Raw genomic sequence first — 26289 nt, 5'->3', positions numbered from 1 at the left:
AACGTGATAGGGCGGCGTTTAATGGATTGGCATAAGTTATTGACCAATGTTTTTATTAGTTTCAGAGATAAATCCATTAAAAAAATTGCTTTTTATTATGTATCTTGTGCTATTTTGCAGCTGAATATTTTTCTAGATATTTAGGGTAATAAAATTAAGGTCAGGCTTAAATAAGCCTGACCTTAAGAAGCTATTGGTTATTAATAGTATATTGAACTTCACCCATTTTTCGATTTTTTTCTACTGCATAATCACCTTTAGGTGAGTTATCAGTATGTTCACAATAAGCTGCTTTATTTTCTAAAGTATACCGAATTATTACGGTTTTGCTGGGTAGTGAAATGGTATGAAGAGTAAACTCTCCTTTCATTGGCAAATCTTCGTTAGTTCGATTAATCGTAAATACTTGCTCTGATTTATGATTTAATTTTTCAAAAGCTCCGGGCTGAATTTCTGCCCCATTTAATTTAATCGTGGTTACTAATAAATCATCAGCAAGATTATTTTTTAATCTTACCTGAAATCCTTCACAAGATGAGGACGCAGAGGCAATTCCTGTCACAAAAGCTGATGCAATAATGGCTAATTTTAATTTTTTCATTTTTATTATCCTATTACTCGTTAAAGGAAAGTTCATTTTTGTGCTTTTTTATTTAAATGTCAATATATTTTTGACATATCGAAGAGTGTGTTATGTATAATTAGTCAATTATTTATTGACATACTTTCGTGGGGCATGATGGCATAGACAAATAAACTGTTGAGCTGGGCGTAATTTATTACAGGAAGCAGGTGATGCTGGAAAGGAATTCGAAAAGATATCGTTACCCATTGGAGCTGATAAGCATTGCGGTATTAGAGTTATCCTCGGTTTAATGACAGTTACCAGGATGAATCGGAGCATTTATTGTATCGTGGGATGTCAGCTATGAAACGATACGAAAATGGTGCATTAAATTTGGCGCTCATTTTAAGAGAGTCATTAAGAAGGGAGCCCCTCCCTCAGATAAATGGTATCTGGATGAGCAGAAATACGTATTCGTAGCCCTACCTATTATCTGCCATGGATGATGAGGCTTTGAGTTGGATGTGTTTTGCCACATCGGCAAAAAAGGCGGCCATCCGCTTTCTGTATCGTCCATTGAATAGTCATCCAAAGCCTTGCTTTATTCTAATAGATAAGCTCAGGAGCTGCACAAAGCCAATTCGTCACATGTGGGAGGGAGTCGAACATCGTTCGCCTAAAGGAGCTCAATAATCGGGTAGAAAAAGCCCATTAGCCCACGCGCAGAAAAGAAAAATGCTTTATTCATTTCACCTCTCCTGCAGGGGCAGCTCGTCATCGCAATAAGAACAGCTTCTCGAGAATTTAATAAAACGGGGAGAATACCGGCCACTTTCAATATGGAAGGCAATATTTATATCTAAAAACAAATAAAACATACAACTAGTTAATATTTTGTTAATGTTTAAGATTTATTATTTTGCTTATAAATTTAAAATAAAAGGCTAAATTATGAGTAAAGTAATTCTTATTCATGCTAATTGTAAAAATCCTACTGCAAAAGGGGATTTTGCTTTTGCGGGTAATATTGCAAAGGACATTGTCCATGAACTTGCGAGACAGGGAATAATGGATATGGATGTCGTTTTAGTGAGTACACTGGATGGCATAGCTCGATTTTCAAGTATGTATGGAGCTCCCGTAAATGGTCGTATATCGGTAGAAAGTACTAGCATTGCCCTGTCTTCTTTAGAGACATTTGATGCGGTTGACAATACAGTCGTAGCATTTATTGACGCCAACCGTTGTAAGCATGCTCCATCAGATATTATTAAACGCGTTCTTTCACCTGATAGTAAATTCTTATTTGTGGGAAATGTAAACCAGGTGGCTTTTGCAGATTTGTTTACACAACATCTCTACCGTATGCAAACAAAGATGGATCAACCAAAACTCTATGATTCTTTTGATGATGGCGATGTGTTGATTGGAAGTGCTGGTCTTGGAGCTGAGCGGTTAGGTATTCCCGCGATTACCAAATCAGAAGATTTACCTCCATTATTAAGTTCTGATCAGGCAAAGGTACCCACAGGTAATTATGGATTTATGTATCTTGCTGCAGTAGATTCTTCTAAAGATTACAAATTAATTGCGCAATATATTAAATTAAGTGATCAAGACCAATACATCCTTGTTGGGCAGTTCACCAATAAAGAATATGAAATTGAATCTGCTTATAATCATGATATGACATTAGCTACCTCCAAGCCTTTGCCGGCAATTGAGTACCATCAATCATTACCATACGGCGTAATGCGACAAACGGTTGCTCACGCGAATGGCCCATTGGTTTTGTCAACTGGTGTTACAAGTACTTTGGAGGCGATGAGAGACAGAAAGTTACCTTATTATCAAGACCTCGATAATAATACAGAATTTGTGGCAGCATATTTAATTGCAGTGAAGTCAATGGTTGCCAGTGATACTTCCTTATTTGGAGCAATGCCTCAGATGATTATTGAACTGTCTAGTTTGCTTTTTGCTAACAAACCATTAAGCAAAATGGATATGGCGCGCACCGATACTTTGTTAAAATTGGATTCTATTAATTCAAGATTAGTGAGCACCAATCAAGCAATTATCGATAAATATAGCGGTAAAATCGCACCTCGGCTTCTTGGTTTTCTTGGTGAATCACGAAAAACAAGTGATCCAATACAACTTGCATACGTATGTGCCTCATTACGCAAATCAGGTGAAATGGGCAGTCCAGTCCATGATCAGGCTCTAAGAAGGGCAGGGACTTGGGGACGTTTATTTGAACTTAAGGTACTCATTAAATCTATGTCTAAGCCGGATCTGGATAAAGTAGATCCCACTTATAAACGTCCCGCACTGCAGTGGGCTGTTGTAAACAAAAATTTTGATTGTGCTTATGCATTGGTAAAGGCTGGCGCCTCTTTAGACCTTCAGGATAAGGATGGGCAAACTGCGCTGCATAAAGCAGTGAAACAAGGCGATCGACAAATGATTAAAATGCTTATAGATGCAGGTGCTTCGATAGATATTCCTGATCATTCATCCCATAGGCCTAAAGAGTGCGCTCCGGATAGCGGTATTTTATTATTTATTAATGATTGTCATTCTCATATGAAGAACTGTAAGATCATATAATATAATCAAGGTTGGTTGGCTATTGATGCCCCAGCCTCATATAACCATCGATGGCGGCGTAATCTCGTGATGGATTTTAGTCACATTAGGACATTTAAGAATTGAGGGTGATGTTTGAACAACTTGAAAACATGCAAAGTCCTACTTCAATGGCCGGTGTTTTGTATCAGTGCTCACTCTCATTGAATTATCCGCCAAATCATGGACACTAAAATTAATTAAGACGAAATGGTTTATTACCATAAAAAGGCCTTAAGGGCGGATATTTTATTGCCCGATAGCGACGCCGTAAATTTAAATTTTTACCTTTTGTTGCGTTTGGGTCGGTGTAATTTTAGGTATCACTAAGGCATTAACAATATTCTGTTGTTTGTTACGCCAAATGCATCTCAAAAAAATTTTTTTATAAAAAAGCATATCGCCATTCATAGGCTAGGGAGATACCCATAAGAACGTTCGCATTTAAATCCTCTCACAAATTGCCCTTTTTATCATAGAGATTTTCTAATCCTTAATTAAATTAATAATTAGTTCAATCACTTATGTCGTGAGTAACTAAACGTGCAATAGCTTCTAAGACAATTCATTTACTTGGGCTCCCAATTTTTTTCCAAATTGTGATAATTTTATGACGCTAAACGCTCATTCGATCTGGGTTAAAATAACCCAAATTACTTTCCTATTATCTTACATGGTTAAAATTTTCCACAAGTGTGCTCGTTTTTTGTGTTATCATGCCATTTATTATCATAACTAAACGAGATGATTTTTATGCACGGAAAAATAGATTTACTAGACACTCTTGAGCTTGGTTTAGATGCTGTTGAGGGAAAAACTGCGATGTTAGAAATTATGGAAGAAAAAGCACGGGATATGTTGGCTTTAGAAGAAGAGAAAGCGGTGGCTATACTCCTTGGCCAGGGGTTGAATGAAGGAGCATCTAAAAATCTAAAAGCAACGGTTTCTTTCCCACCTAATGGTACATGCGTTAAAACTCAATCGTTTTTTAGTGGTCAGCATGAAGCATCCGTTATGCAAGCATGTCAAGGATCACCGTTTGTTGTTAGGCATCTAGGGGATAAACCCAGTCAAATTGGTGGCATTTGGAGTTTCTCTATGAATGTTGCGAGTGGGAAATGCCTGCAAACTCAACTTTCTAATGCTCCGCAGCCATACTCTGAGGCTGCCACGATGTATTTCTTGGTTCAGATTTTCGCCGGCCTATGGCATATGCATAAGCAGGGCTTTATCCATCGCGACCTCAAGCCTGCTAATATCTTTTGCGATAACACAGGTGGTGTTTGGGTAGCTGATTTGGGCTTTAGTATTCGGGCAGAAAAAGCACGAGATATTCTTGGAACGCCTTCCTATATGGCCCCTGAGATTTGGCGAGGCCAAGGATACTCTCAAAATGTTGATGTTTGGGCTTTGGGTATTTCACTTTACCAGCTATTAACCAAGCAACTTCCGTTTTCAGGACCCACGATACAAATACTGGCAGAGAACATCACTCAGAAACCCTTTGTGTTTCCCCCCGCTTTAATCACTAAATATAACATCTCCCCCTCAACAGTGGGTCTTGTTTCTTGGATGTTAACAAAAGATTGCTCCCAGCGCCCCTCGCTTGATCAAATTATCGCAACCCCTTTTATGCAAAACGCTTTTGCTCAACTGGCAAAAATGCTTGAGGAAAAACCAGGTTCTGAAGAGAAGGTTAGAAACTTAAGAAGTTGTGCTTACAATGCAGCGATTACAGCGGGTGTTGCCGGTTACAATGCATATATCACTGCAGCAGGTAATACTAATCAAGGGGCTGAAGCCAGACGTGCTTACAATGCAGCGATTGCAGCTGGTGTTGCCGATGTGAGTACTCATAATGCATATATCACAGCAGCAAATAACACCGGTCAACGTGAGGAAGCAATCCGTGCATTTAATGCCACAGTTGTTCATGGCGATACTAATACAAAAACACGTGAAGCGTATGCACAGGTTATTTCACGTCAAACGGGTCAAAATGCGTTATTTTTCCAGCTTCCACCACAAGAGAGAAGTCCTTCTGTCTGCCATCAAGTAAATAGACTATCTGTTTAAGATTACTAGTGGCTTGTAATGCCCACATTATTTCTAATGTGGGCTAATTGTTCATCGTCTAGTAAGAATTAACTTTATTGATTTTATAGACCCCTCGCGGGGATCTTGCTCAAAAGGTCACAGGTCAACAAAAAATCCATTGGAGTTAATCTTTACAGGACCTTAATATGGACAATGTTCCTTTTTTATTAGGATTCCCGCCGGAGGTCAATAAAATACAATGTAAATTGACGATGTCTTATTTGATAAATTTTGATAATAAATACCCAATCCCCGCCGCCAATAAAACAGAAGTTATGGGTTGTTTACGGATTGAATAAGCCATAGAGGTCACACCTTTTTCTATACAATCTTGCACATTTTCTTTTCCAGACTCATAGATATCCGTAGTAGCTTGTTTGACCTCTGCGGCTAATTCTTCTGCTTTAGGCTTTGTTTCATTATATGCTTCAGCTGTCTTTTCTTTGGCCGTATCATAAAGGTCCCTAGCTTTGTTTTTAATATTTTTGGCATTCTCATCAAAGTTATTCATGATTTTTCCTCTTCCGTAATTAATAAGCGTCCTCTTTTAAGAGTAACAATCAAATTTTATTTGTCAAATATGATACAAAGTGGATTGCTTTATATCTTGCCTTTGCTTTCAGTCCATGATGGGAAGGTAATAGCATATTAAACCACGTCACTGATTCTGCTTTAAGAATACTCCTCTAACGTGTATGCAAGATTCTCAATACATGGTTCATGCTTTTTTTAGGTCAATCTACCCAGTGGGTATGATGTAATTCATCAAAGCTCTGGAAAATGAAGCTTTATTTGTCTAAAATAAGTTCATAATGGTTTTTTTAAGGATTTATTTATGCCGAACCAAGAAAAAAAATATTTTGCTGTAATAGTACAAAATTACCGCTCATCGAGTTCTGATCCTAAGGCTCCGCCTAATTCTGAAAATGTTTCTTACCGTTTATTAGAGCCGCAATCCAGAAACCGGATAGAACAGGCGATTCCTAAATTAATGGATATGTATCATGTTGAACGAGATCAGATTTCTTCATTTGAATGTTTTATTCCAGACGAGATTTTTGAAAAGATTAGCGCGGATTATGAGTATTGTTTTAATGATTTAACAGCGAATGATATTGTCAAAATCCTTCTTATAAATCAGTCTCATTACAATAAGCTCACGCAATCCCCCAAATCTTTGCAAGAACTCTCAGCGGATGCTCTTTTAAAAAGCCCACGCTTTTTTAATGGTGATACCATCAATGATGCAGTAAAAGAGACTATTGAACAAGCAGAGGAACGACAACACGAAAAAGAGGCGGAGGAGCGAATTAATAGAACGCCGATACAAAAAAGTTAGCTCTAAAAAAGGTGGCTTCGAGTTAAAGTTTAGCAATCTTGCAATCTTATACGGTAATGGAAACACTTTTGTTCTGTGGTAAGAGAGTTGAGGGATGGGGAGTGTTGTTGTTTTTGTGGGTGTGTTGGGCAAGCCTTTTGGGTGACCACACAAATCCGCAAATTACGCCGACGGTGTCGGCACAATTCCAAGTTGCTGCCCAAGTTCTTTTGAACCACATTTCATATAGCATGTTTAAGCTTTTAGGTTAGCACGAGATCCAACAAATCTCCTACTCCGCCGGCTGAGTGACAACGATGCCTTGATAGGTTCTTATTGTGGATACACTTGATGTTGTGTAGAAAAAGTGCTCTCTAATTCTGTGGTGATATGATTAACGCTCATTTCAGAATGATACCCTAAAATATTTCTAAACACATTCCCAAAATCAATTGTGTATTCTGATTTTTTTCCAAAAAAACCAGCCTGAGCGTGTGGTTTATAGATTGATTTGGTTAAGATGGAATGAATTGTATCATTTAAGCGTTGCATTTGATGATATGAAATTTCTTTATTTTGTATATTCATTAGTGAATGTTGGATTATCTCAATAGCTTTTGATTGATCAGCTACCCCTATTTTTCCCCAGTTACCCTGTTGTTTAACACATTCATGGGCAAACAAAAGAGCAGTGGTATTATTAATATAAAATATGGGTTCAAATGGATTAGGCAAATTCGATAAGTTTGGCTGATTTTTATAGTTTTTAAACTGCACAAGGCCTTTTTTTATTTCTTCAACTAATTCCTGATTAGAAAAAAGATCGAAGCGATTGGGATTTTCCAATATCACTGGAGTAAAGCCTTGTTCAATTAATAGCTTGGGTAGTAAAGCAAAAACAAAAGTACGACAATTACCATCGGTAAATGGATGTAATAACTCCAATTCGTGGATCAACGTTGCAATGCACGATAATTTCTTTTCATTAGAATCCGCTTGAATTATCTCTTTTTGATAAACCCCTATGTAATAGTTCATCGCATCCGTAATCAATTTATTACTCATAGCATTTATAAAGAATGAAGGGCTGGAAGATAAGCTGTCGAATATTTGTTGCGGTGTCGAAGAAAAATCATCCTTACAATTTAATCTAAAATCTTTGTAATAGCTATGGTGCCTTTTTTTTTTCAAAAAATTCTTTGACTCCTGCTAACGATGTATTATGAGTTGCCTCTTGAGTAGCAGCAACAAGGCCAAAGCCATGGTGATCAAAATCTCTAATGCCTGTTTCTGGAGCTTGATCTTCTGGTGGATAATTTGGATATAATACATCTTGCATACAACGGTCATGAAGTTGAATTAAAAAGTGAACGGTTAATGGTTTATCTAGGCTATCCATTGCAAATCCAAAGCCATTTTGTATGCTTTTTAAATAACCAGGTTCATTTTTTTCAAATCCTCTGGGGCCAACCTGCTCTTGCCGATTCCCATCAATAAATAACCTCCAAAAAGACTTTAGAGGATAATTATCAAAGTGCGCAATAAAATTTGACGGAGGCATGGTTTGCTCTTAATTTTTTCATTTAGTATAGTTATATACCATGGAGTATTTTATAGCAAACAAGCCAATTCGTTCAACGCTCATTGCCCGCATGAGCAGCTTCTTATGAGAGCCGTATATACGGAGGATGGAGTCATTTTGCAACCAAGCCTAGGACCTTGCTCTTGATTCGGATTAAATGATTGAATATAATTCGATTTAATTATTTAAAGAACATTTTTTGAGAATATTATGAAAAAATTTTTTGCGTGCTTTAAAAAAAATACTCCCTCCACAAATACTCATCCTAAAAATAAAAAAAGTCTAAGCAATAAGAAAGAATCATTTCCTCACATTGAACCAGTAATCCCCATTGAAACAATGACCGATCCCGAAATAATACATGAATTAGAAAATACTTCCTCTGGGTATTGGTCAGTACCCTCATGTTAATTTGGAGCAAAGGCTACCATTAAGTTAACTTTTGCAGCCGCCCCTGCTCTCAGCACGATATGGCTTCAAGGGACGGCTTAGATTAACCCAATTAATTAAAATGATAGGTAAGGTTGGCAGAAAACTCATTTAAGTTAATATTTTTTGATCTCACTGGCTGTACGGTGCCTGACTCATTTAAGACCGTGTCTCTGTAATGCGTACCAGTTTGCAAAGGTCCGGTACCCACAAAACGATAGGAAAAACCCAAACTAAAATTTTTATTAAAAAAGTAATCTGCTCCTAAACCAGCATCCCAAGCGAAATTAGTAGAGGTATGTCCATCTACCACGGTGTTAAAACTTTGGACTGGATTTACATAGGTCGGAACATCAAAATCAGCAAAGCTGCCAATTTTATTTCTCGATGCGCCAATACCTCCTTTGACAAAAGGTACAAATCCCCCCCAATCTACAGCGGGTTTTAAAATTAAATCTACCAAATACGTTTCGATTTTTATCCCTCTCGCTTCGTAAGTTTCAAAGGGGTCGTTTGAAAAGTCAGCGCCATTATTTCCATCTATGCGCCATGAATAACCACTACGATAAGCATAACCAAATTGTAAACTTACATTTTGATTCCAATCATAGCCAACAAAAGCCCCTACGAAGCCAGCAGTACCAATATCACGATTAAATGTTGCATTGGGGAGGGGATGGAAGCTTGTTACATTAATCACGACAACAGGCTCAAGATGTGCTTCTGTCGATACAGAACCTCCACCTTCTACACCCAAATAAAAAGAGTGTTTGACCGTATCACTCCCCATAGTTCCTGCAAAAATAGAGCTGCTCATGGTAGTAAAAAGACAGGCCGTCAGAATATTTAATTTAAAAAACATAACAATCCTTATTATGAGATAGGCAAATATCCTAATATAATCATTAGGATATGACAATAGTATTATTAAGAGCCAGATCTTTATCTAAGTGTATCTTTAAAGGCTAGATCCGTCCGTTTTTTTGCATTAGTTGATGTAAATTATGAGGTAGTGGAGTCGTCATTCAGTGACCTGAGTGAATTTTGCACGACAATTTAATATTGGCAAACACATTGTACCTTCATTGTCAGGTCAGACTATTTTTTTGTACAGCAAAATCGACTATTGGACTCTTCTAACAACTCTATTGACACAGAGAATGTTTTAAAAGAAGTTGAGGAAAATTGCAAAGATAGTTATTCCCACAAATTTGCTTAGACCAGGCAAGGGTAATATCTATTTAAATTCGATCACTGAATTGACCTTACCCTTGCCCTAATTGTGGTGCCTTTCCAAGAGAGAAATCGAGAAATAAGCAATAGATGAGGTACTTTAATTACTTGCCGTCCTCAGTTTTCTATACTCCTGAAAGCACAACAAAAGAGGCCATAAGCTCAAAAATAAAACAGGGGGTTGGCATACTTAAAACGAGAACATGCGACATTAGCAGAAGAACATTCTTTTCTAAAAAAGACTGTGTACTCAAGGGAATGACATCAGTAAGGGCATGTTTAAATCCTCTTCAATAAGGAAAATCAGTCATTGCTTCTCAAAGATATTAAAAAAATTATATTTACAAAACGTTAAGCTAAACTCCAAATCGTTGTCAATTTCTTTTAATTTTCCCTTAATAATAAACTGATACAATGTCGTACCTTACAGTCCTTTCTTTCTTTTAATTTTGAAACAATTTATTTACCAAAAAAGTTCTAACTCGCTAAATTTCTTAAAATTACCGGACCAAGAGTTTTTAAAATATATGTCTGGGAATAATATTCAGGTCAATGATTTGTGGGCCGAAGAAAATCCTTTACCCCATGTCATATTAGCTAATGAGTATTTCGACTGTTTTGAGCGCCTATTACGAGAATGCTCTGAACAACTTAATCCCAACTTATGTGATGGAAATAAATTTGGTAATAAATCTTTATTGATCCTCCTAACGTTGTTAGTTTCCAATCAATCATTAATACATGAGTTTCTTGATATTTATAAAGAGTTAATTGATTTGGATTATCAAGATGATGAAGGTAAGACGGCTCTGCACTATGCCATCATTCTTGGTCGTCCTGATTTGGTATCTCGGCTTGTAACTGCTGGTGCATCAAGAATAATTCTGGATAAAAATGATAAATGTGCAGAGGATTATATTTTTTGTGATATATCTACTATTAAACGTATTTTGAAAAAAATAGACATTGAACCTTATCGTGATAGCCATGCATTAAGAAATTCTCTTCGAGATCATCAAGAGCGCCCGCTAATGTTGCAAGGAGAGCAAATGGTGCAAAATCAAATGGTATTAATGCGTATTTTCAGAGCTTCATGCACTCTGTACCTTTACATAAAAGGTCAGGATGGGTTATCTCCCTATATTGGGGATAATACATGGGTTACAGATGAAGAAATGAGGGCTTATGCTCGACGTTGTTCTAAAGACCTGCAGATCCCCGTGTCGGATATATTTATTAAACAAAAATTGGGAATAGAGGAACACCAGCAGTTTCAGGATAAATTGCACACGCTTATTAACAGCTTTTCAGGCGTTACTGTATTAGATCGTTGTTTAGAGGGTCATAAGACTACTCGTCAATATTTATTATCAGATTTATTGTCTAAGCCGAGCAGTAGCTTATCTCCTTAAGGAGTAACAATAGGTTTAGCCAAAAATATGGGGAGGTTGATGCTGTTGAAGCTTCCACCAATAGTATTCTTGGTTTAGGTTAGCTCCTCAACAACTACTAGAAACACAGCGCCTCCTGAACAGATGTTAATGAATCGGGTTATATCTATCTTCCTTATGCTGGAAGAATTTTTTGCGTCCGGAAAAACCGTGCAACAAATAGCGCAGAACATTACAAAATTTTCCAATAAAAGATAAATATATTATTTATAGCGCTAATGAAAGCAGCAATAACTCAATATATATGAGGAGTCGATTCCGATAATAATGGGGTTCAGCAAAAAAGAGAACAGAAGATATACTGACAAAGGATCCGAAGTCTATTTATCAATGGTCAAGTCGGATTATACAGATTGAGATCTGTGCAAAGTTTTGGCTTTTATAAAAAGCATCGTTTTGTAAGTGAATTTACACAGGTTTAGAACCAAATTAAATAATATTTTAATATATCGACAAGGAAACTAGGTAGTTGCTAAATTATAATTTAGAGCAAAATGAAAACTACTGCCTAGGATTACTAAAAGATGGAAGACCTCATGATATCCAAATACGGTAGGAAAAGGATCGGGCCATTTAAATGCATAGATTAGAGCACCAATGGTGTACGTTACGCCACCTAATACTAATAATTGGGTGTCTATTAGGTCTAAAGAAGATTTAATTTCGGGAAAATAGAACACTCCAATCCAACCCATAAAGAGATAAAGAAGAGCTCTAGTCCATTTTGGGGCATGGGTCCATATAGTCGTCATGCATATTCCAGCGAGAGCAACGAGCCAAAAAATGGATAAGAGCTGCAATCCTACGGGGTTTTTTAACTTAAGGAGACATATTGGAGTAGCTGAGCCAGCGATTAATACAAAAATAGAAGCATGATCCAAACGTCTTAATAATAAATATTTCTCCCTGCTCCAGGTTTTAGTATGATAGAAACCACTCACGCCGTACTGCATCATCAGACTACCCGTATATATTAGACTCGCAACAAGTGCGCGAGGCCCATTACTGTCAATTAAGAGTAGTATAGAGGGGTAGAGAATAATAAAAAACGCGGCCAGATGTGTGTATCCACGAGCGATGGGTCTCATTTTAAATACTCTATATTTTCATAAAAAGTTAATGGTCTATTTAGATAGTTTAAATAAACGCTGTTATTTAATATTATCATTCTCCGGTGAAAAAAACTTCATTTATGTGACACGATAATTCAAACTCTAAGGAATTATCCGAACCAATTAACTCGCTTTTTAAATACGCATGTTGCTTCGGAGAAGTAGGGTGCATGAAGTTCAAGTGGTTACAGGTTAGACCATTAGTCCTAGGTGACTTACGGGGACAAGCTTCGCTTTTTGTTTCTGATAGTGACTTTTTAGAAAAAAGAGGAAATCCACTGGGTAGGCCCAATTACTATCAGCCTTTCTCACCCTTTAATAAATGTTCACAATCATTTACAGATAAGGGAGGACTAAAATAATAGCCTTGCACGGCGTCAACGTGCTGGATGCGTAATAAATTCACTTGGGAAATCTCTTCAACTCCCTCTGCAATCACTTTTAGCTGTAGGCGGTGTGCTAATCCAATAATGGCTTCTAAAATAATCTTATCTTGCTCTTTTAACTGATTTTTATTAATAAAAGATCGGTCAATTTTTAATTTACTAAGTGACAAACGTGTCAAATAGGCCAAGCAGGAATATCCTTTACCAAAGTCATCAATGATTAAATTAATGCCTAAATTTTTTAACGCCTCCATTTCTCCTATAATGCTGGCTGATTCGATAAGAATGGATTCAGTTAACTCAAGCTCTAAAAAGACTGGTTCTAGCTGAGTTTCCGTTAGAACGTTGGCAATTAATTGGCTAATAGATTGATTTTCCAATTGTAAGGGGGAAATATTAACCGCTATAGGCACTGTTGGTACGTTTTGATTTTGCCAGCTCTTAACTTGCTGGCAGGCTGTACGCAGTACCCATTCGCCTACGGGCAACATGAATGGCGTTTTTTCGAGCAATTGAATAAACTGATTGGCTTCTAATAATCCCTTTGTTGGATGATGCCAGCGCAGTAATACTTCAAGACTTATAATACGCTCGCTTACTAAATCAAAGATTGGCTGATAAAATAAACAAAATTCCTGATTCGCTAAGGCATTTTCGAATTCAGTTTCAAGATGATGGTTTTGCTGAATGTATTGGGTTAAAGCCACTGAATAAAACTGATACTGGTTTTTCCCCAGTTCTTTAGCTCGATATAGAGCTGTATCCGCTTGCTTTAAAAGGCCTTGAATATCCGTAGCATCTTTTGGAAATAAACTGATGCCAGCACTGGTTGAAATATGGATCATATGGCCTTGTATCATAACTGGAGCAGCTAGCTTCTGATAAATTTTATCGATGATGCCTTTTACCTGCACGCTTTCATCAAAGCTATCCAATAAAATCACAAACTCATCACCTCCAAGGCGTACAGGTAAATCACCAGCTCGCAGACATGATTTAATTTGCTCTGAAAAATAGATAAGTAACTTATCACCGACTTCATGACCCATAGTATCGTTAATCTTTTTAAAATAATCTAAATCCAGGAAAATTATGGCTAATTGTTTGGCTTCACGTGATAAACGCGAGGCGCTTTGCTGAAAAATTTGAAAGAGCAGATTTCGATTGGCAAAACCCGTCAATGGATCATGGGTTGCTTGATAATAAAGGTACGCATTTTCTAATGAAATGGCGGCTTGAGACACTACGATAGTAAGGTCTTGTAAGTGCTGAGCGGTAAAGGAATGCTTAAGCATATTATTTTCAAGATAGAGAATGCGTCGTAGTTGGCCTTGATAGAAGAGAGGAATTATTAATATCGATTTAGATTTAGATTGCTGCAAATAAGGGTCTAAAAATTGGATGTCGTTAGCGACATCCTGTATTAGTACAGCTTCTTCGGTCCGTTGGACGTAGTTAAGAACCGTTAGCGGTAAATCTGAGCGTGTCTCGACGCTTTTTGCATCCACTAACCAAATGCGTTGTTGTTCTAAAGTACCTTCAGCTTCGATAAGCCAGGAGTTATCCTTCTTTATGACCAGTACACTGCGTTGTGCGCCCGCATTTTCAAGCACAATTTTCAGTAGTTTTTTTAATAATTTGTCGAACTGTATTTCACTGGCAATCGTTTGGGTCAATTTGAGAATTGCCATAAAATCTATAGAAAGATCATTGCTTGATGTTGAAGTTTGGGGGTTGGCCATAATCTTTTGCTGTAAGGATGTCTTAGGACTGTCATACTCATAAAAAGATTGGGGATGTTGTTGTTTTAGACGCTGGCAAAGGGCCAGGGCTCCCCAACGCTCATACCCATAATGTGCTTCGCGAAAATAGTGTTTTGCTAGGTGTGGCTTGTTTTCCTGTGAGTAAAATCGAGCAGCACACTCATTAATAACGCCAGTAAGTTGAGGGTGATTATTATCCAATGCAAGTTGAGCTGCCTGGTCATACAAATCACTGGCCTTGCGATAATTTTCCTGAATAGCGAAGATTTCGGCACTAAGCACTAAATAATACGGTTCAAAATTGGTAGGACACCATCCGGTCCAACGTTTAAAGGACTTTTGAATAGCGAGGAGCTTCTTTTTGTAACCGGATTGCTCAGCGAGGGTGGCTGTTTTGTAGCTCGCAGCTAAGCTCAGACCATAATATATTTGTCCTTCGACATAGGTGATGGTTCCTATAGCTGAATCTGCAAATATCTCGGCATCTAACCCCATTTTTACTGCTAAAGAAAATTTACCGGTCACATAGGCGAGTTTTATCGCACAAAAGTAAAAGCAAGCCTGTTCATGCTGCGTTTTGCATTCAACAATAGATTTGAAGGAACGCGCTATTTCTTGATCAAAGTTCTTATTTATTACGGAATGCTGCAAGTTGATTATTGAATATTCCACCAAAATCCAAACCGGATAGAAATAGTCATTGGGGTTGCGTTTTTTTAGCACTTCTCTGAGGATATTTGCAAGGTCAGATAATGGGTAACTTAAAGCATATTGATTTAAAAAATGACTTATAAAACTATAATCAGCGGTTGTTAAATCCCCTGTTTGTTGGGCTAATTGATAACTGTGTAAGGTGTAATTCAAAGATTGAGAGAGTGGATATTTCCAAAAATGGAGAAAATGTCCCATACAAAATTCCACTTTAGCTAACACAGAAGGATCGGGGTAATATTCAGCGAGCCGATAAGCAAGTGCAACGTGCTTAAAACTTGCGTTATAGCGCTTAAATACATGGATTAATACAAATGCATAAGCTGCAAAACAATATGAACTTTCAGGTGTGTATCCGTAGCGTAATGATAGTTTAACAGCATGAAATATGAGTAGAACAAATAATTCTTTGTTCGATGTAATATAGGTAGAGGCATATAACTGGTTTAATATTTTTTGCAGCAAACTGTATTCATTACTCGCTTGTTGAGTTAAATCCAAATTAGTAAATTTTTTACCATACAATCTCCATTCTATAGACAGGTATGCGGTTAAAATATGATAAGATTTAGGGTAGAGAGGGAGATCAAGTCCAAAAAGTCGTAATACTGCTAATCCCTGCCGCAGTGCGTCATTATAGCGATTCGCAAGGCTAAGCCGTATAATATCAAGTTGGTAGACCAGCATTTTATCAAGCGTGGTTTGAGCCTGCTGGAAGAGTATCGCCAAGTGTTGCTGTGCAAGCTGATGATCATCAGTTAATAGTTCACTTTCAGCCAGCCCACAATATAAAGCAAAAGTTAACTCATAATGATGCTTCCAGGCATCTTCTGGTAATAGGGGCATAGCAATACGGAAATAATTTTTTGCAGCTTGGTAGGCGGCAACCGTTTTTGCTTTTTTGCCTGCTTGTAAATTAAATTCGGCCAGCTCCAACCTTTCTGTAGATTGAGTAATTAACGACGAAGCTTCATTTAAATGGTGTACAACTTGGCTAAGATAGGTTTCATCACCCAAATCCTTATTCGCATTGGTTAACAATAAACGACCAATGTTTAAATGCAATTCACGTCTAAGATTGGGTACTATAAGTTGATATGTTGCTTGCAAAATACGGTCGTGTTTAAACTGAAAGATCATCAAGCCTTCTGAACGTTGCGCATCAGTGAGGTTGTCCTCCATCAAGTCGATGGATTTGTAATTGCCTTGAACTAATTGGATGAGGTTGGCGTGTAACGCTTCTTGCAACAAGCTCAGGGTGAGTGATACAGATTGTTGACTGATAACCGATAAGGTGTGCAAATCAAACTGGATACCAATACAGGCGGCTAATTTCAGATTCTCTTGTGCTGGCTGTGATAGCTGCTGGATGTTGTTAATAAGCAGGTCGACTACATTTTCGGTCATCTGTTGCTGCTCGATTTGTATCATATCCCAGTGCCATTGGCCTTTTTTATAATCGAAAGTTAACAGATGGGTATTATGTAGGCTTTTGAGAAACGTGTGGATAAAAAAAGGATTACCCTCGGTTTTTATTTGCAGGATTTCAGCCAAAGGTTTTGCCCGCGCAAGTCCACAGCCCAACGTATCGGCAAGTAGTTGTTGCAGATGAAAATGGGTCAATGGTGGTAATTTAATAGTATTGAGGGCTACGAAGTTGGCCATTAGCTTTTTTTGAAATTCCATTAATGGATGGCCAAAATCCACCTCATTATCTCGATAAGTACCTATCAACATAAAATAACTATTCGCTGTATCCTTTAATAAACGTTGTAGCAGTTGTAACGATGCATTATCTGCCCATTGCAAATCATCCAAAAAGATAACTAACGGATGATTGGCCTGGCAGAAGACTTTTATAAATTGCTGGAATGCAAATGTCAGTTGGTTTTGAGCTTCACCAATAGTATTTTCCAAAAGTAATTGCGGGCCAAGCAGTTGTTTCATCGAAGGAATCAAAGCCAGCAACGCATGCCCTTGATTGCCAATAGACTGTTGTAAGGCCTGTTTTAAGTGTTTTAGTTTTTGCTCAGGCTCTGCCAATACTTGTCTAACCAGGTTTTGCAACGCATCAATGAGCGCACTATAAGGCTTATTCTGCTGTAATTGCTCGTATTTACCTTGAATAAAATATCCTTTACGGCAGGTCAGTGGTTTATAGATTTCCTTAACCAGGGAGGTTTTACCGATCCCGGAGTAACCAGACACTAGAACTACTTCATTTTGTCCTTGACTAACTCGCTCAAAAGCAGAGAGTAGCTCTGCAATGGGCTCTTCACGTCCATACAATTTTTGTGTTTGCTGGAGTTGATCACTGATATCAATAGCGCCCAAGGTAAACTCAGCAATCGTTTTTTTTGATTGCCATTGTTTAGCGCATTCGGCCAAGTCCGCTGCTAAGCCTCTTGCGCTTACGTAACGCTCTTCTGGCATTTTAGCCATTAGTTTGATAATAATCTGGCTAAGCATTGTCGGGATATTTAGAGGAAGTGATGATAAAGGGGCCGGAACTTTTGCAAGATGACAATGCACCAGCTCAAGAATATCCGTTGCATCAAAAGGTAAGTGGCCTGCTAACATTTCATAAAAAGTGACTCCCAGAGCATAAAAGTCGGTGCGATAGTCAATACTTCGGTTCATTCGCCCCGTTTGCTCGGGCGATATGTATGCCAGTGAACCTTCTAAAAGATGAAGATTATTATAGCTTTGTGTTTCTTCCAGTAGCTGTGAAGAAATACTAAAATCTGTCAGTTTGATTAACAGCGTTTGAGGTTCAATAATGATATTTGCAGGTTTAATGTCTTTATGAATAATATGCTGTTGATGTAACTCAGCTAAAGCGTAGACCAACTGTAAGGCGATTGTGAAGAAAACATCCAGTTCTAATGGCTTTTCTTGTAAAAAACTCTTTAAAGTCTGGCCATTGATATCTTCTAAAACTAAAACAGTAAGGTGACCTTGTTGAATGAGTGCATAGGACTTAATAACACCTGGAATATTGAGTTGCTTGAGTAAAAAATATTCGTGGTGCAAGTCTGCGAGAATTTTAAGAGAGGGGTGCTCTGAGTAGGGACATTTGAGCATAACGGGAACATTATCAAGAAGCCGTAACCCGCGGTAAAGTATCGTGTTAGGGGTTTGATAAAGCGTACCCAATATTTTATAGCCTTTAATAATGCCCATATTAAGCGGATATCCAAAACAGGTTTTATCATATAGTTCTTACAAGCCTTGGTGAGCTATGGACTGGGCAGCTCAATGAAGTGAACCAATATGAATAAACTAGTTATATAATTATAATGTTGTTATCAATAAATTATAGTACCCCGTAGTGTCACTTTCATATTAGGTATTTCAAATGCTCTCATTACACTAACCCTTTAAGGGCTTGTTACACTACAGGATGTTGATCACAAAGCAATTTCCTAATGAGCTATATCCCTATCCTACTTAAGATGTTTATCCAACCACTTCTCAAATTGTTCTAAGACGCCCAGCATCGCGTGCATAATCGAAAATGCTCATCAGCCCACGCGTAGAAAAGAAAAGTCTCTTATTCAATTGCAGGCTCAGAATGTCATTGCATTGATGGGTACTATCAGGAATCTCTTTTTTCATTTGATCCTTTGTCATTCCAAGTGTTCATAGCGCATGACAACCATTCATGCCGGCTTAAAGTTTTCTTCAGTATAGGAAAAGTATACTCGCTGAACAACTAACACGATGTAGAGGATCATTATTATGTCATTTACGCTGACTCTATTAGGAACTGATACGCAATTTTCTCCCAATAAAGTAGAAAATTCTTATGATCGAGCTGAGACTTTAAGTTATATTTCCACGATGATTGAAAATAAATCAACTGGTTTTGAGGATGATACAGTTCGGTTTAAGAACAACCAAGTTGCGGTAATTGATGGCCCAACAACCCTTGGAAGTGAGGTCGGGGATCGAATTGCCCGTGGTGTTGCTGCTGCTCTCGAAGCAATAAGCCGTGGGGAAACACACATTAACGTTATTGCTCATAGCCGTGGAGCCGTTGAAGCCATTTTAGTTGCCCATGAGTTAGAGCGAATTCAAACATTGATGGAACAACAATCAGATGATTTTAATGATGAAGTATTAAAGAGCCCATGTCCTCTAACCCAAGGGGCAATGAATACACACCAACAAACATTTGCGAATTTAAACTGGGAACAACTCAAGAATAATATAGCATGTGTTAAATTATCTATATTAAACGTTGATCCAGTGCCTGGTGGGGATTATGTGGGTATCACTCATTTCTCTTCCCTTGCATGGAACGATCCTCGTTTTTACCAACTTCCTAAAATTGTTAAAGAATATGAACAGTATATTTATGAAAATGAGCGCACTCGCTGTTTTAAACCGATTGTCCCTAAACCGGTATCAGCAGAGACACAATTTAAACTAATAAGTTTACCGGGGCATCATGGCACTGGTTCAGGAAATCTTCTTGACCAACAACGTAGAGCCAATGCCTTGGGCGCAAACACCACACATGTTCAGGAACTTACTATTGTAAAATTGATTGAGTTCTTGAGTCGTAATGGGGTTAAGATGACCCCTCGACGCGGTGAAGATGATCCCTTTTGTCATTTAACTAAAAAATTATTTGATGAGCACGGGGAGCCACAAAAAGAACATTTTAAACCTATTTATTTTGCATTATATAATGAAATTCTCGCTAATAAAGACGCTTATAAACAGTACAATAACACCGCTTATGCCTTTCTTGGCCAAGAGCAGAGCATTCTCAAACTCTTCTGGAACATTACTGACCAACGGATAGTGCATTACCATGCACATAACGACACGTACCTTGAAACGATTATACCTCCAGTTCCCGGTGGTCGCTTTCTCAATTATGAACATGCTCATTTGTCTTTAAATCGTGATTTAGGTTTAAGTGGTGATAACATTCCATTAAATCAAACGATAGACAAAGCCGTAACGCGCTTACTTGAGATTGCAAGACATCACCGCAGCCTACGCGCGCTGGATGAGAACAAGGAGTCTCTTTTGATAATGGATTCTTTCATTGAGGATGATCTCGCTTGTGCTCTATACACAACAGAAGGTTTTGAGCTCCTTTTAGACGGAGTGAGTACGATTATTGAGGAAGTAAGACAAACCTATTTACAAGGTAAATTGACTGACACCCAGGAGCGAGCAGATGTATATCATGCAGTTCAGAATACATTTAAACAGTTTGCAGAGTATACGAGTGCAGACCAAGACAATGAAATTGCTCGAACCATTTACGAGACATTCAGATCTAATTTACGCGATATGTTAACGAAAAAGCACGAGGGCTTACAAAAGCATTATCAGGATTTAGTCCATAGGATGCAGCAGAAACAATTTGTTAGCGATTTAAATGAGGCAATGCAGCAACTTAATGAACAACTCGCTGACAACAAGTTAACTACCTATTTTACTCAGTTTATTATGCAGCTTAATGAACTCAATTCAATAAATCCTAACGTGAGTGAAATTAATGAATTTTTACAAAGCAAATTTACACAACTTCAGCAAATAGAATTTGAAGAAACAGAGGATGTATCCAATAGGGATTGTGCTGGTTTACTCATTGTGGAGGCTATTGCAAAGAATCAGCGTTACACCACAGACACTATTATTCGTGAAGTAATTAGTACCTCTAACGAGTTAGATGCCTTTAAAAAAGCGCTTCCAGATTTTCAAAATATCGATAGTACCGTTATTAATTACGAACAGCATGAAGCGCTTTTAGCGGGGCGACATAAACAAGTGGTAGACGCAACAGCTCAGTTTATAGCGGCTCACAATATAGCATTAGAGACACTTAAAGGTTACTTTGACAAAGAAAATGAGGCTCTTTATAAAGAAATTTCAAGTGCAGCAATTTGTTTGGGTGTGGATGATCCATTAGTGCTGGCGAATCAAGAGCAATGTAAACAAATTCAGGAATTAGATGCGAAACAAGAACAACAAAAGAATGAAATCGGAACTCTAACTGCAGAGAAAGAAACGTTAACTCAGGAAGTCAGGGAGCTAACAACTATAATCACTCAACTGAATTCCGAGCAATCAGCGTACAAAAGCACCATCGAAGATGAACACCACAGCCTGACCGAACAGGTGACCCAATTAACAGACGCAATCCATCGATTGCAGTTTGAGAAAAATAATTTTGACATCAAGATCGAATGCAAATTTCAAACTATCGTAGAAGATAGGCTATCCCCTTTGACAAAAGATTATTTATTACATTTGGCCAAAAAAGTAAAACAGCACGTGAATCCTCATCTAGATCTCAATGATGTCGCTAATTTAGCAAACAATGTTGCTGCAATTAACACCTGGCCTGAAGAGCAAAGCGTGCAAGGGTTAAAAGATAAATTTGCTAAGGTTGCTACGCTGTACACTATTCTAGAGTCTACTGAGAAACCCAGTGAAAAGGTTAAGCAATTTTATCAGGAGTTAGATGAAGCCAGAGATACGCTGTTAACACATCGTGATGCGGCTGGGAAACGATTCGCAAAAAATGCGTTAATTGTGTTAAGCATTATCTTAACCGGTGTTATTCCTGGTTTAGCAGTACTGTTTACTCAGAGTACGCCGAAGTTTTGGCAATCAACTGGGCAAACGTTCTTCCAATCCACGAAAGGCGTAGACATCAACGTTGCCAATCATGAGCCGGAATCAGCGCTAGCTGAGGAGAGCAGACCTTATGCGCGACGTTAATTAATCGCTTTTCAGTTAATCTGTAAATGTATCGTTTGGCTCCGGTTATTTCAACGGGGCCATTTCTCGACTGCTTGTTTAAAATTAATTTATTGGACCCTGACTATCCCTTATTCTGATTCGTTAGCATCTAGTCCTATCTTTCCTGCGACGTTCATTTTTTCAAAAGGTTCTTTTTATATACTTTAAACATACAAAGTAAATGAACTCTGGCAGCGTAATCCCCTTCAGAGTCACCCTAATTTACTGAGAGTCAGGCAGAATGTTTCCTGAATCATTTGGAGGAGTCCTTAAAATGAGAACTAAATTAGAGCATGAGGATAGGAAATCAAAGCTAAACTTCTGGAGACCTAAAGACCGCACTCAACAGCCTGCTTCGCATACTGTGCAACAACAAATGTCAGATAAGCAAATAAGAACAAAATCCGTAGATAACTTTGATTTTTCTTCCTCAACCTCTACCGGAGGTGTTACTGGAAGTAGGCGAGTTAAGGAAGGTACGTCATACTATCAATTAAAACCCTCTATCCTTGATAATAGTTATTTAAGACGCATTAAAGCTCATGGTACTGATCGAGAAAATTTAGGTGAATTTATTGCGGCATGTATTGGTCAGGAATTATTAAAAAGTATCACGACTCAAAGTGAAATCCCCGAAGTAAATCTTGTGTATGATCAAAACAGAAATAGAGTTTTGATTGCCTCCAAGTATATCGGTACCAATGCACTAAATTTAGATGATTATATCAAAAAGCAGGTTCCTTTTGATAAAGCGCACGCTAGTTTAATTGCTGGTCAGAATTCAACGGCGGGAAATATTGGCTTTGACAGTGAGCTTATGGCACCATTGAAAAGCAGTTTAGTAGATGCAATAGCAATTTCCGCTATTTTAGGCGACCATGACATTAATCCGGGTAATATGTTAGTAGTTACTGATGAGCACCAACAAACGCCCCGTGTTGCCAGAATTGACTTAGGACATGCATTTAATGACTTATTGAATGCTCCTGTTTTTTTCGGTGGCTCTGTTCTTAATCCGGAACATCCTGTGCTTGATTTCATCAATCGAGAAAAAATTGCCGGAGTTGGTGTTAGCGGTGGGGCTCCATCCAAACTATGGCGAGATTATCCTGGTCTGTGCTCTCTGGATGTAATGCCTGAGCTGGCCACGAGTTTGGCAAAAATTGGCAGGGTGGATGAAGCGGTTATCAAAAAGGGAATTCAACATGCAAAGATTGAATTTTCAAAGTTAATCATGGATATGCAAGAGAATCATTATACTCAAGGTATTGAGCATCTGCAGAAATCGTTAATCGAAATCAATAATAATCTCTCTCCCGAAAAAATAACGTTTAAATCCGATGATTTATTAGCCCAATTAGAGCAGGTATTTGATAAATTAGCTCTTTTTACAATTAAAAATTGCCAGGATGCTCTATACACGGCTAATCTAATAACCCTTCAACATACCATTCGTTCTTTACTCGGAGAGGGCGCATCAATAAGTGATGTTTTAGACCATGTGCAAAGTCTGCCTTGCTTTGAAGCATTGAGAATTAAAGCGGATACTGAACTTAGCTGGATAAAAGATAATCCAGAGGCTCCTGCCTTTCAAGGAAGTGTGTTTCAGTTTACGGTGCGTAGCAAAATACAAAGTTTAAATGAACCATTAAAACCCCCTGTTGCACATGCCATAGCACAGAAAATAATTAATTATATTGATGGATATAAAAACGAGGTGCGTCATCAGTTGATTGGGCATGCCCAGGGACAACAAAAAGCAGAAAAATTAGGACTTGATCTTTACCGGGTTGGTGAAGCCTTGACGAATAATGAGATGAAAAAGGCTATTGAGATAGTTAATCATTCAAGAGACGAATTTATGGAGTTATTGAAAGGAAATAAATTCAACGGCGGGTCATCAATCATAAAATCCCTGAATAATATTGAGTTCGATTTAAAGAAATTACAAATGACCACTTTTCGAGATGTAATGCAGGGGCTTCGTCAATCCATTGTATTACCCAATGAGCAGTCTGAGAATAATGCAAAATTAAGTTAAATATTTATTTATCATCAAGGAGGTTTCCAGTGTTTGAATACACACCCTATCACGTTACTTTATTTACTCCCTCGGCCATCCGAGAAAAATCGTACCTGATCAATGATTTTTACCATAAAACTATAGAGGATATTCTGTTTGCTTTTCAGAGTATCCCCCCTTATACGGAGCGTCTGGATTTAAGTGAAAATGACTTATACCTGTGGATTGATGAAATAATAAAGGCTTTCCATTTAAGTGGGGTAGAGATAACTTCTTTAGATCTGAGTAATAACTGCCTTGGTATCGTAGAAACCAGCCAATTATCTCAGTTGTTTTCACTTCTTTCTGTTGCTGAGATTGATTTAAACGGTAATGAGTTGAGTAAAAACCTTCAGATTGGCCACGCATTTAAAGCATTGGCTACAAATAAAAACCTGATTTCCGTAAATTTGGGAGCCAATCATTTTAATAAGCAACCCATAGACCTATTGTGTCAAATTATTGATGAACTTCCTCCGTCGCTGGAAAAGTTAGTGCTTTCAGAAAATTATCTGGGCGAAAAAAAACTTAACGAATTAGAGACATTTTGCGCTCATTTATCACGGCATAGGAATTTAAAAACACTTGATCTGCATAATAATTTCTTTGATGAGGAACAAATAGAAAAGATAAAAAAATATTTACACCCCTCCGTAAATATTCTCTTTGGAGAAGAGACAAACCATGAGGAAAAGCAGCATGGTTTTTCTATTTAGTATTAATCCTTGCGCGCTATGACAGCACGGTGAGGAGCAAGAGTCACAGGGCCATCAATTAACCACCTGATTACCAGCCAAACTGAAGCTGAACCCCAACATAATTGGAGTTTTTTCCTCCTACGGCGCGAATGGACTCCGCCACTTGATAATGTACTGCTTCAAGAGCACTGGTGAAATGACGCGATATGAGCCAATCAAAACGCAATTGATAATAATGACCTGTAAATCTTCCTCCCTCACCGGCGGTGCCCCCTACGGGGATAATCGGCTGGGTATAGACGGCGTCAGCAATAGTTTCGCGCCACAAAGCGGCTGCGGCAATCATCGCGGTTAATGAGGGATTCGGTTGCAGACTGAAGGAGGGTTTAAGATGAATAAAGTTAGAATAACCCGTATAACCTGAAAGGGTGACATAATAGCCGTTGGGGAAGAGGGGATTAAAGGTGCCAAAGGTTTTCCCATGAGGATTATGGTTACCCGAGGCGGCATCAAGCTGCAAACCAAGGCGGGGAGACCACCGCAATTTATTGAGTTTGTATCCGGAACGTGAGCCCATTGCCCAGGCGCGAATTTGTTTATTGGCAATGCTTCCTTCCTGTCCCATAAACTCTAAATCCCAATCAAAAGCGGTCCCTTTGCCGACAATGCGTGCATCCAAAACATGACGACGTTCATTTCCAGAGACGGAAACGTAATGCACATTATCTTGTTTGAAATGAGCAATATAGGAATTTATCTTACCCAGGCTCTGTACTTTGCGTTCCACCCGAAAGCCACTGAAGGTGTAATGACTGCTGCTGTAATCGTCAAACGCACGAAGATTTAAGGTAAGCACCGGCCGACTGTAAAATGAAATAAAGCGCCAAGCCCCATGCTCATAATCGCCCCAGAGTGCATCAAATGATAAACGCACGTTAGGTCCATCACGGACCGAAACAAAACGTTGTAAATCAAAGGCAAATTGTTGACGACCGGTACGAAACTTAAAAGTGCCTCCGGCAATTGGTTCAACCAACGTGGTAAATGCTTGCTCTAAATCCAAGCGGTTTTGATCAACTGGGGTAATGATGGTTTTCCAGGGTGAAAAATCACTTTGAAATTGCACGAAACTTTGCAGTTTATTCGCAATATGTAAATCAATATGTTGTTCAAAACGGCTAAGAAGGTACGATTGCGGAACGCTATTGCCTACATCAAAATTAACGGCATCATTACTTTCAAAGCGTTCACGCAAATTAATCCCAAAAGAAAGATAGGTTTGTGGGTTGGTTTTGGATAAGGGAATGTATTTCAGCTCATCAAAAGGTTCACGCGGAACCTGCGGATTAGCCAAAACAGACCAGTCCTCTTGCCAGCGATTAAACATAATCTTTGGGCGTTGTGGCGTCTGGGAAACTGAGGTGTCCTGGCTACCGAGTACATCACATGAACTGAACAGCAAGCTATAAAACAGTATGCC

Annotated in this window: 16 protein-coding genes; 8 read left to right on the top strand and 8 right to left on the bottom strand. The window is 38.3% G+C overall.

All coding sequences use genetic code 11. The features are described from left to right. Positions 1–190: 190 nt before the first annotated feature. Positions 191–601 (bottom strand): hypothetical protein, encoded by a 411-nt coding sequence (locus ACD661_RS11645; RefSeq protein WP_400188034.1) that lies wholly within the window; start codon positions 599–601, stop codon positions 191–193. Positions 602–1516: 915 nt separating this feature from the next. Between ACD661_RS11645 and ankY the strand changes: the two genes are divergently transcribed. Next, a complete protein-coding gene (gene ankY, locus ACD661_RS11640; RefSeq protein ID WP_400188033.1) occupies positions 1517–3178 on the top strand; it encodes a Dot/Icm T4SS effector AnkY/LegA9 in 1662 nt (553 codons plus the stop codon). A gap of 771 nt (positions 3179–3949) precedes the next feature. Continuing rightward, a complete protein-coding gene (locus ACD661_RS11635) occupies positions 3950–5272 on the top strand; it encodes a serine/threonine-protein kinase (RefSeq protein WP_400188032.1) in 1323 nt (440 codons plus the stop codon). Positions 5273–5510: 238 nt separating this feature from the next. On the opposite strand, the gene ACD661_RS11630 is transcribed toward ACD661_RS11635, so the two are convergent. Then, a complete protein-coding gene (locus ACD661_RS11630; RefSeq protein WP_400188031.1) occupies positions 5511–5804 on the bottom strand; it encodes a hypothetical protein in 294 nt (97 codons plus the stop codon). Positions 5805–6128: 324 nt separating this feature from the next. Here ACD661_RS11630 and ACD661_RS11625 point away from each other — a divergent pair, with 324 nt between their 5' ends. Continuing rightward, positions 6129–6632 (top strand): hypothetical protein, encoded by a 504-nt coding sequence (locus ACD661_RS11625; protein ID WP_400188030.1) that lies wholly within the window; start codon positions 6129–6131, stop codon positions 6630–6632. A 312-nt stretch (positions 6633–6944) separates the two neighbouring features. Here ACD661_RS11625 and ACD661_RS11620 read toward each other — a convergent pair whose 3' ends face one another. Continuing rightward, positions 6945–7802 (bottom strand): hypothetical protein, encoded by an 858-nt coding sequence (locus ACD661_RS11620; protein WP_400188029.1) that lies wholly within the window; start codon positions 7800–7802, stop codon positions 6945–6947. Then, positions 7780–8172 carry a hypothetical protein gene (locus ACD661_RS11615; protein ID WP_400188028.1) on the bottom strand — a complete coding sequence of 131 codons (393 nt, stop codon included), beginning with the start codon at positions 8170–8172 and terminating at the stop codon, positions 7780–7782. Before ACD661_RS11615 ends, ACD661_RS11620 begins: the two co-directional genes overlap by 23 nt. A gap of 231 nt (positions 8173–8403) precedes the next feature. Between ACD661_RS11615 and ACD661_RS11610 the strand changes: the two genes are divergently transcribed. Beyond that, positions 8404–8604, top strand: a complete 201-nt coding sequence (locus ACD661_RS11610) for a hypothetical protein (protein WP_400188027.1) — start codon at positions 8404–8406, stop codon at positions 8602–8604. 91 nt (positions 8605–8695) lie between these two features. On the opposite strand, the gene ACD661_RS11605 is transcribed toward ACD661_RS11610, so the two are convergent. Next, positions 8696–9484: an outer membrane protein gene (locus ACD661_RS11605; RefSeq protein WP_400188026.1), complete on the bottom strand. Its 789-nt coding sequence runs from the start codon at positions 9482–9484 to the stop codon at positions 8696–8698. An 898-nt stretch (positions 9485–10382) separates the two neighbouring features. Between ACD661_RS11605 and ACD661_RS11600 the strand changes: the two genes are divergently transcribed. After that, on the top strand, positions 10383–11267 hold the full coding sequence (locus tag ACD661_RS11600) for an ankyrin repeat domain-containing protein (RefSeq protein ID WP_400188025.1): 885 nt from the start codon (positions 10383–10385) through the stop codon (positions 11265–11267). A 500-nt stretch (positions 11268–11767) separates the two neighbouring features. On the opposite strand, the gene trhA is transcribed toward ACD661_RS11600, so the two are convergent. Continuing rightward, positions 11768–12394: a PAQR family membrane homeostasis protein TrhA gene (gene trhA / locus ACD661_RS11595; protein WP_400188024.1), complete on the bottom strand. Its 627-nt coding sequence runs from the start codon at positions 12392–12394 to the stop codon at positions 11768–11770. Positions 12395–12716: 322 nt separating this feature from the next. Then, positions 12717–18461, bottom strand: a complete 5745-nt coding sequence (locus tag ACD661_RS11590; RefSeq protein ID WP_400188023.1) for an EAL domain-containing protein — start codon at positions 18459–18461, stop codon at positions 12717–12719. Positions 18462–19019: 558 nt separating this feature from the next. Between ACD661_RS11590 and ACD661_RS11585 the strand changes: the two genes are divergently transcribed. The 3 genes from ACD661_RS11585 to ACD661_RS11575 all read left to right on the top strand — a co-directional run bounded on the left by ACD661_RS11585 (position 19020) and on the right by ACD661_RS11575 (position 24827). Then, positions 19020–22028 (top strand): hypothetical protein, encoded by a 3009-nt coding sequence (locus ACD661_RS11585; RefSeq protein WP_400188022.1) that lies wholly within the window; start codon positions 19020–19022, stop codon positions 22026–22028. Between the two features lie 295 nt (positions 22029–22323). Continuing rightward, positions 22324–24090, top strand: a complete 1767-nt coding sequence (locus tag ACD661_RS11580; protein WP_400188021.1) for a hypothetical protein — start codon at positions 22324–22326, stop codon at positions 24088–24090. 29 nt (positions 24091–24119) lie between these two features. Continuing rightward, on the top strand, positions 24120–24827 hold the full coding sequence (locus tag ACD661_RS11575; RefSeq protein ID WP_400188020.1) for a leucine-rich repeat domain-containing protein: 708 nt from the start codon (positions 24120–24122) through the stop codon (positions 24825–24827). A 70-nt stretch (positions 24828–24897) separates the two neighbouring features. Here ACD661_RS11575 and ACD661_RS11570 read toward each other — a convergent pair whose 3' ends face one another. Continuing rightward, a complete protein-coding gene (locus ACD661_RS11570) occupies positions 24898–26196 on the bottom strand; it encodes an alginate export family protein (protein WP_400188019.1) in 1299 nt (432 codons plus the stop codon). Between the last annotated feature and the right edge of the window lie 93 nt (positions 26197–26289).

The organism is Legionella lytica, from assembly GCF_044626755.1.
Taxonomy (GTDB): Bacteria; Pseudomonadota; Gammaproteobacteria; order Legionellales; family Legionellaceae; genus Legionella; species Legionella lytica_A.
Note: the sequence above shows the minus strand (reverse complement) of the source record. Positions and strands in the feature narration are given on the sequence as shown.

What these genes read in the sequence shown, in the direction of transcription:
- ACD661_RS11580 (WP_400188021.1), top strand. Translation starts at nt 22,324, where the DNA reads ATGAGAACTAAATTAGAGCATGAGGATAGGAAATCAAAGCTAAACTTC.
- ACD661_RS11605 (WP_400188026.1), bottom strand. Translation starts at nt 9,484, where the DNA reads ATGTTTTTTAAATTAAATATTCTGACGGCCTGTCTTTTTACTACCATG.
- ACD661_RS11610 (WP_400188027.1), top strand. Translation starts at nt 8,404, where the DNA reads ATGAAAAAATTTTTTGCGTGCTTTAAAAAAAATACTCCCTCCACAAAT.
- ACD661_RS11630 (WP_400188031.1), bottom strand. Translation starts at nt 5,804, where the DNA reads ATGAATAACTTTGATGAGAATGCCAAAAATATTAAAAACAAAGCTAGG.
- ACD661_RS11635 (WP_400188032.1), top strand. Translation starts at nt 3,950, where the DNA reads ATGCACGGAAAAATAGATTTACTAGACACTCTTGAGCTTGGTTTAGAT.
- ACD661_RS11570 (WP_400188019.1), bottom strand. Translation starts at nt 26,196, where the DNA reads ATGTTTAATCGCTGGCAAGAGGACTGGTCTGTTTTGGCTAATCCGCAG.
- ACD661_RS11590 (WP_400188023.1), bottom strand. Translation starts at nt 18,461, where the DNA reads ATGGGCATTATTAAAGGCTATAAAATATTGGGTACGCTTTATCAAACC.
- trhA (WP_400188024.1), bottom strand. Translation starts at nt 12,394, where the DNA reads ATGAGACCCATCGCTCGTGGATACACACATCTGGCCGCGTTTTTTATT.
- ACD661_RS11645 (WP_400188034.1), bottom strand. Translation starts at nt 601, where the DNA reads ATGAAAAAATTAAAATTAGCCATTATTGCATCAGCTTTTGTGACAGGA.
- ACD661_RS11615 (WP_400188028.1), bottom strand. Translation starts at nt 8,172, where the DNA reads ATGCCTCCGTCAAATTTTATTGCGCACTTTGATAATTATCCTCTAAAG.
- ankY (WP_400188033.1), top strand. Translation starts at nt 1,517, where the DNA reads ATGAGTAAAGTAATTCTTATTCATGCTAATTGTAAAAATCCTACTGCA.
- ACD661_RS11600 (WP_400188025.1), top strand. Translation starts at nt 10,383, where the DNA reads ATGTCTGGGAATAATATTCAGGTCAATGATTTGTGGGCCGAAGAAAAT.
- ACD661_RS11625 (WP_400188030.1), top strand. Translation starts at nt 6,129, where the DNA reads ATGCCGAACCAAGAAAAAAAATATTTTGCTGTAATAGTACAAAATTAC.
- ACD661_RS11585 (WP_400188022.1), top strand. Translation starts at nt 19,020, where the DNA reads ATGTCATTTACGCTGACTCTATTAGGAACTGATACGCAATTTTCTCCC.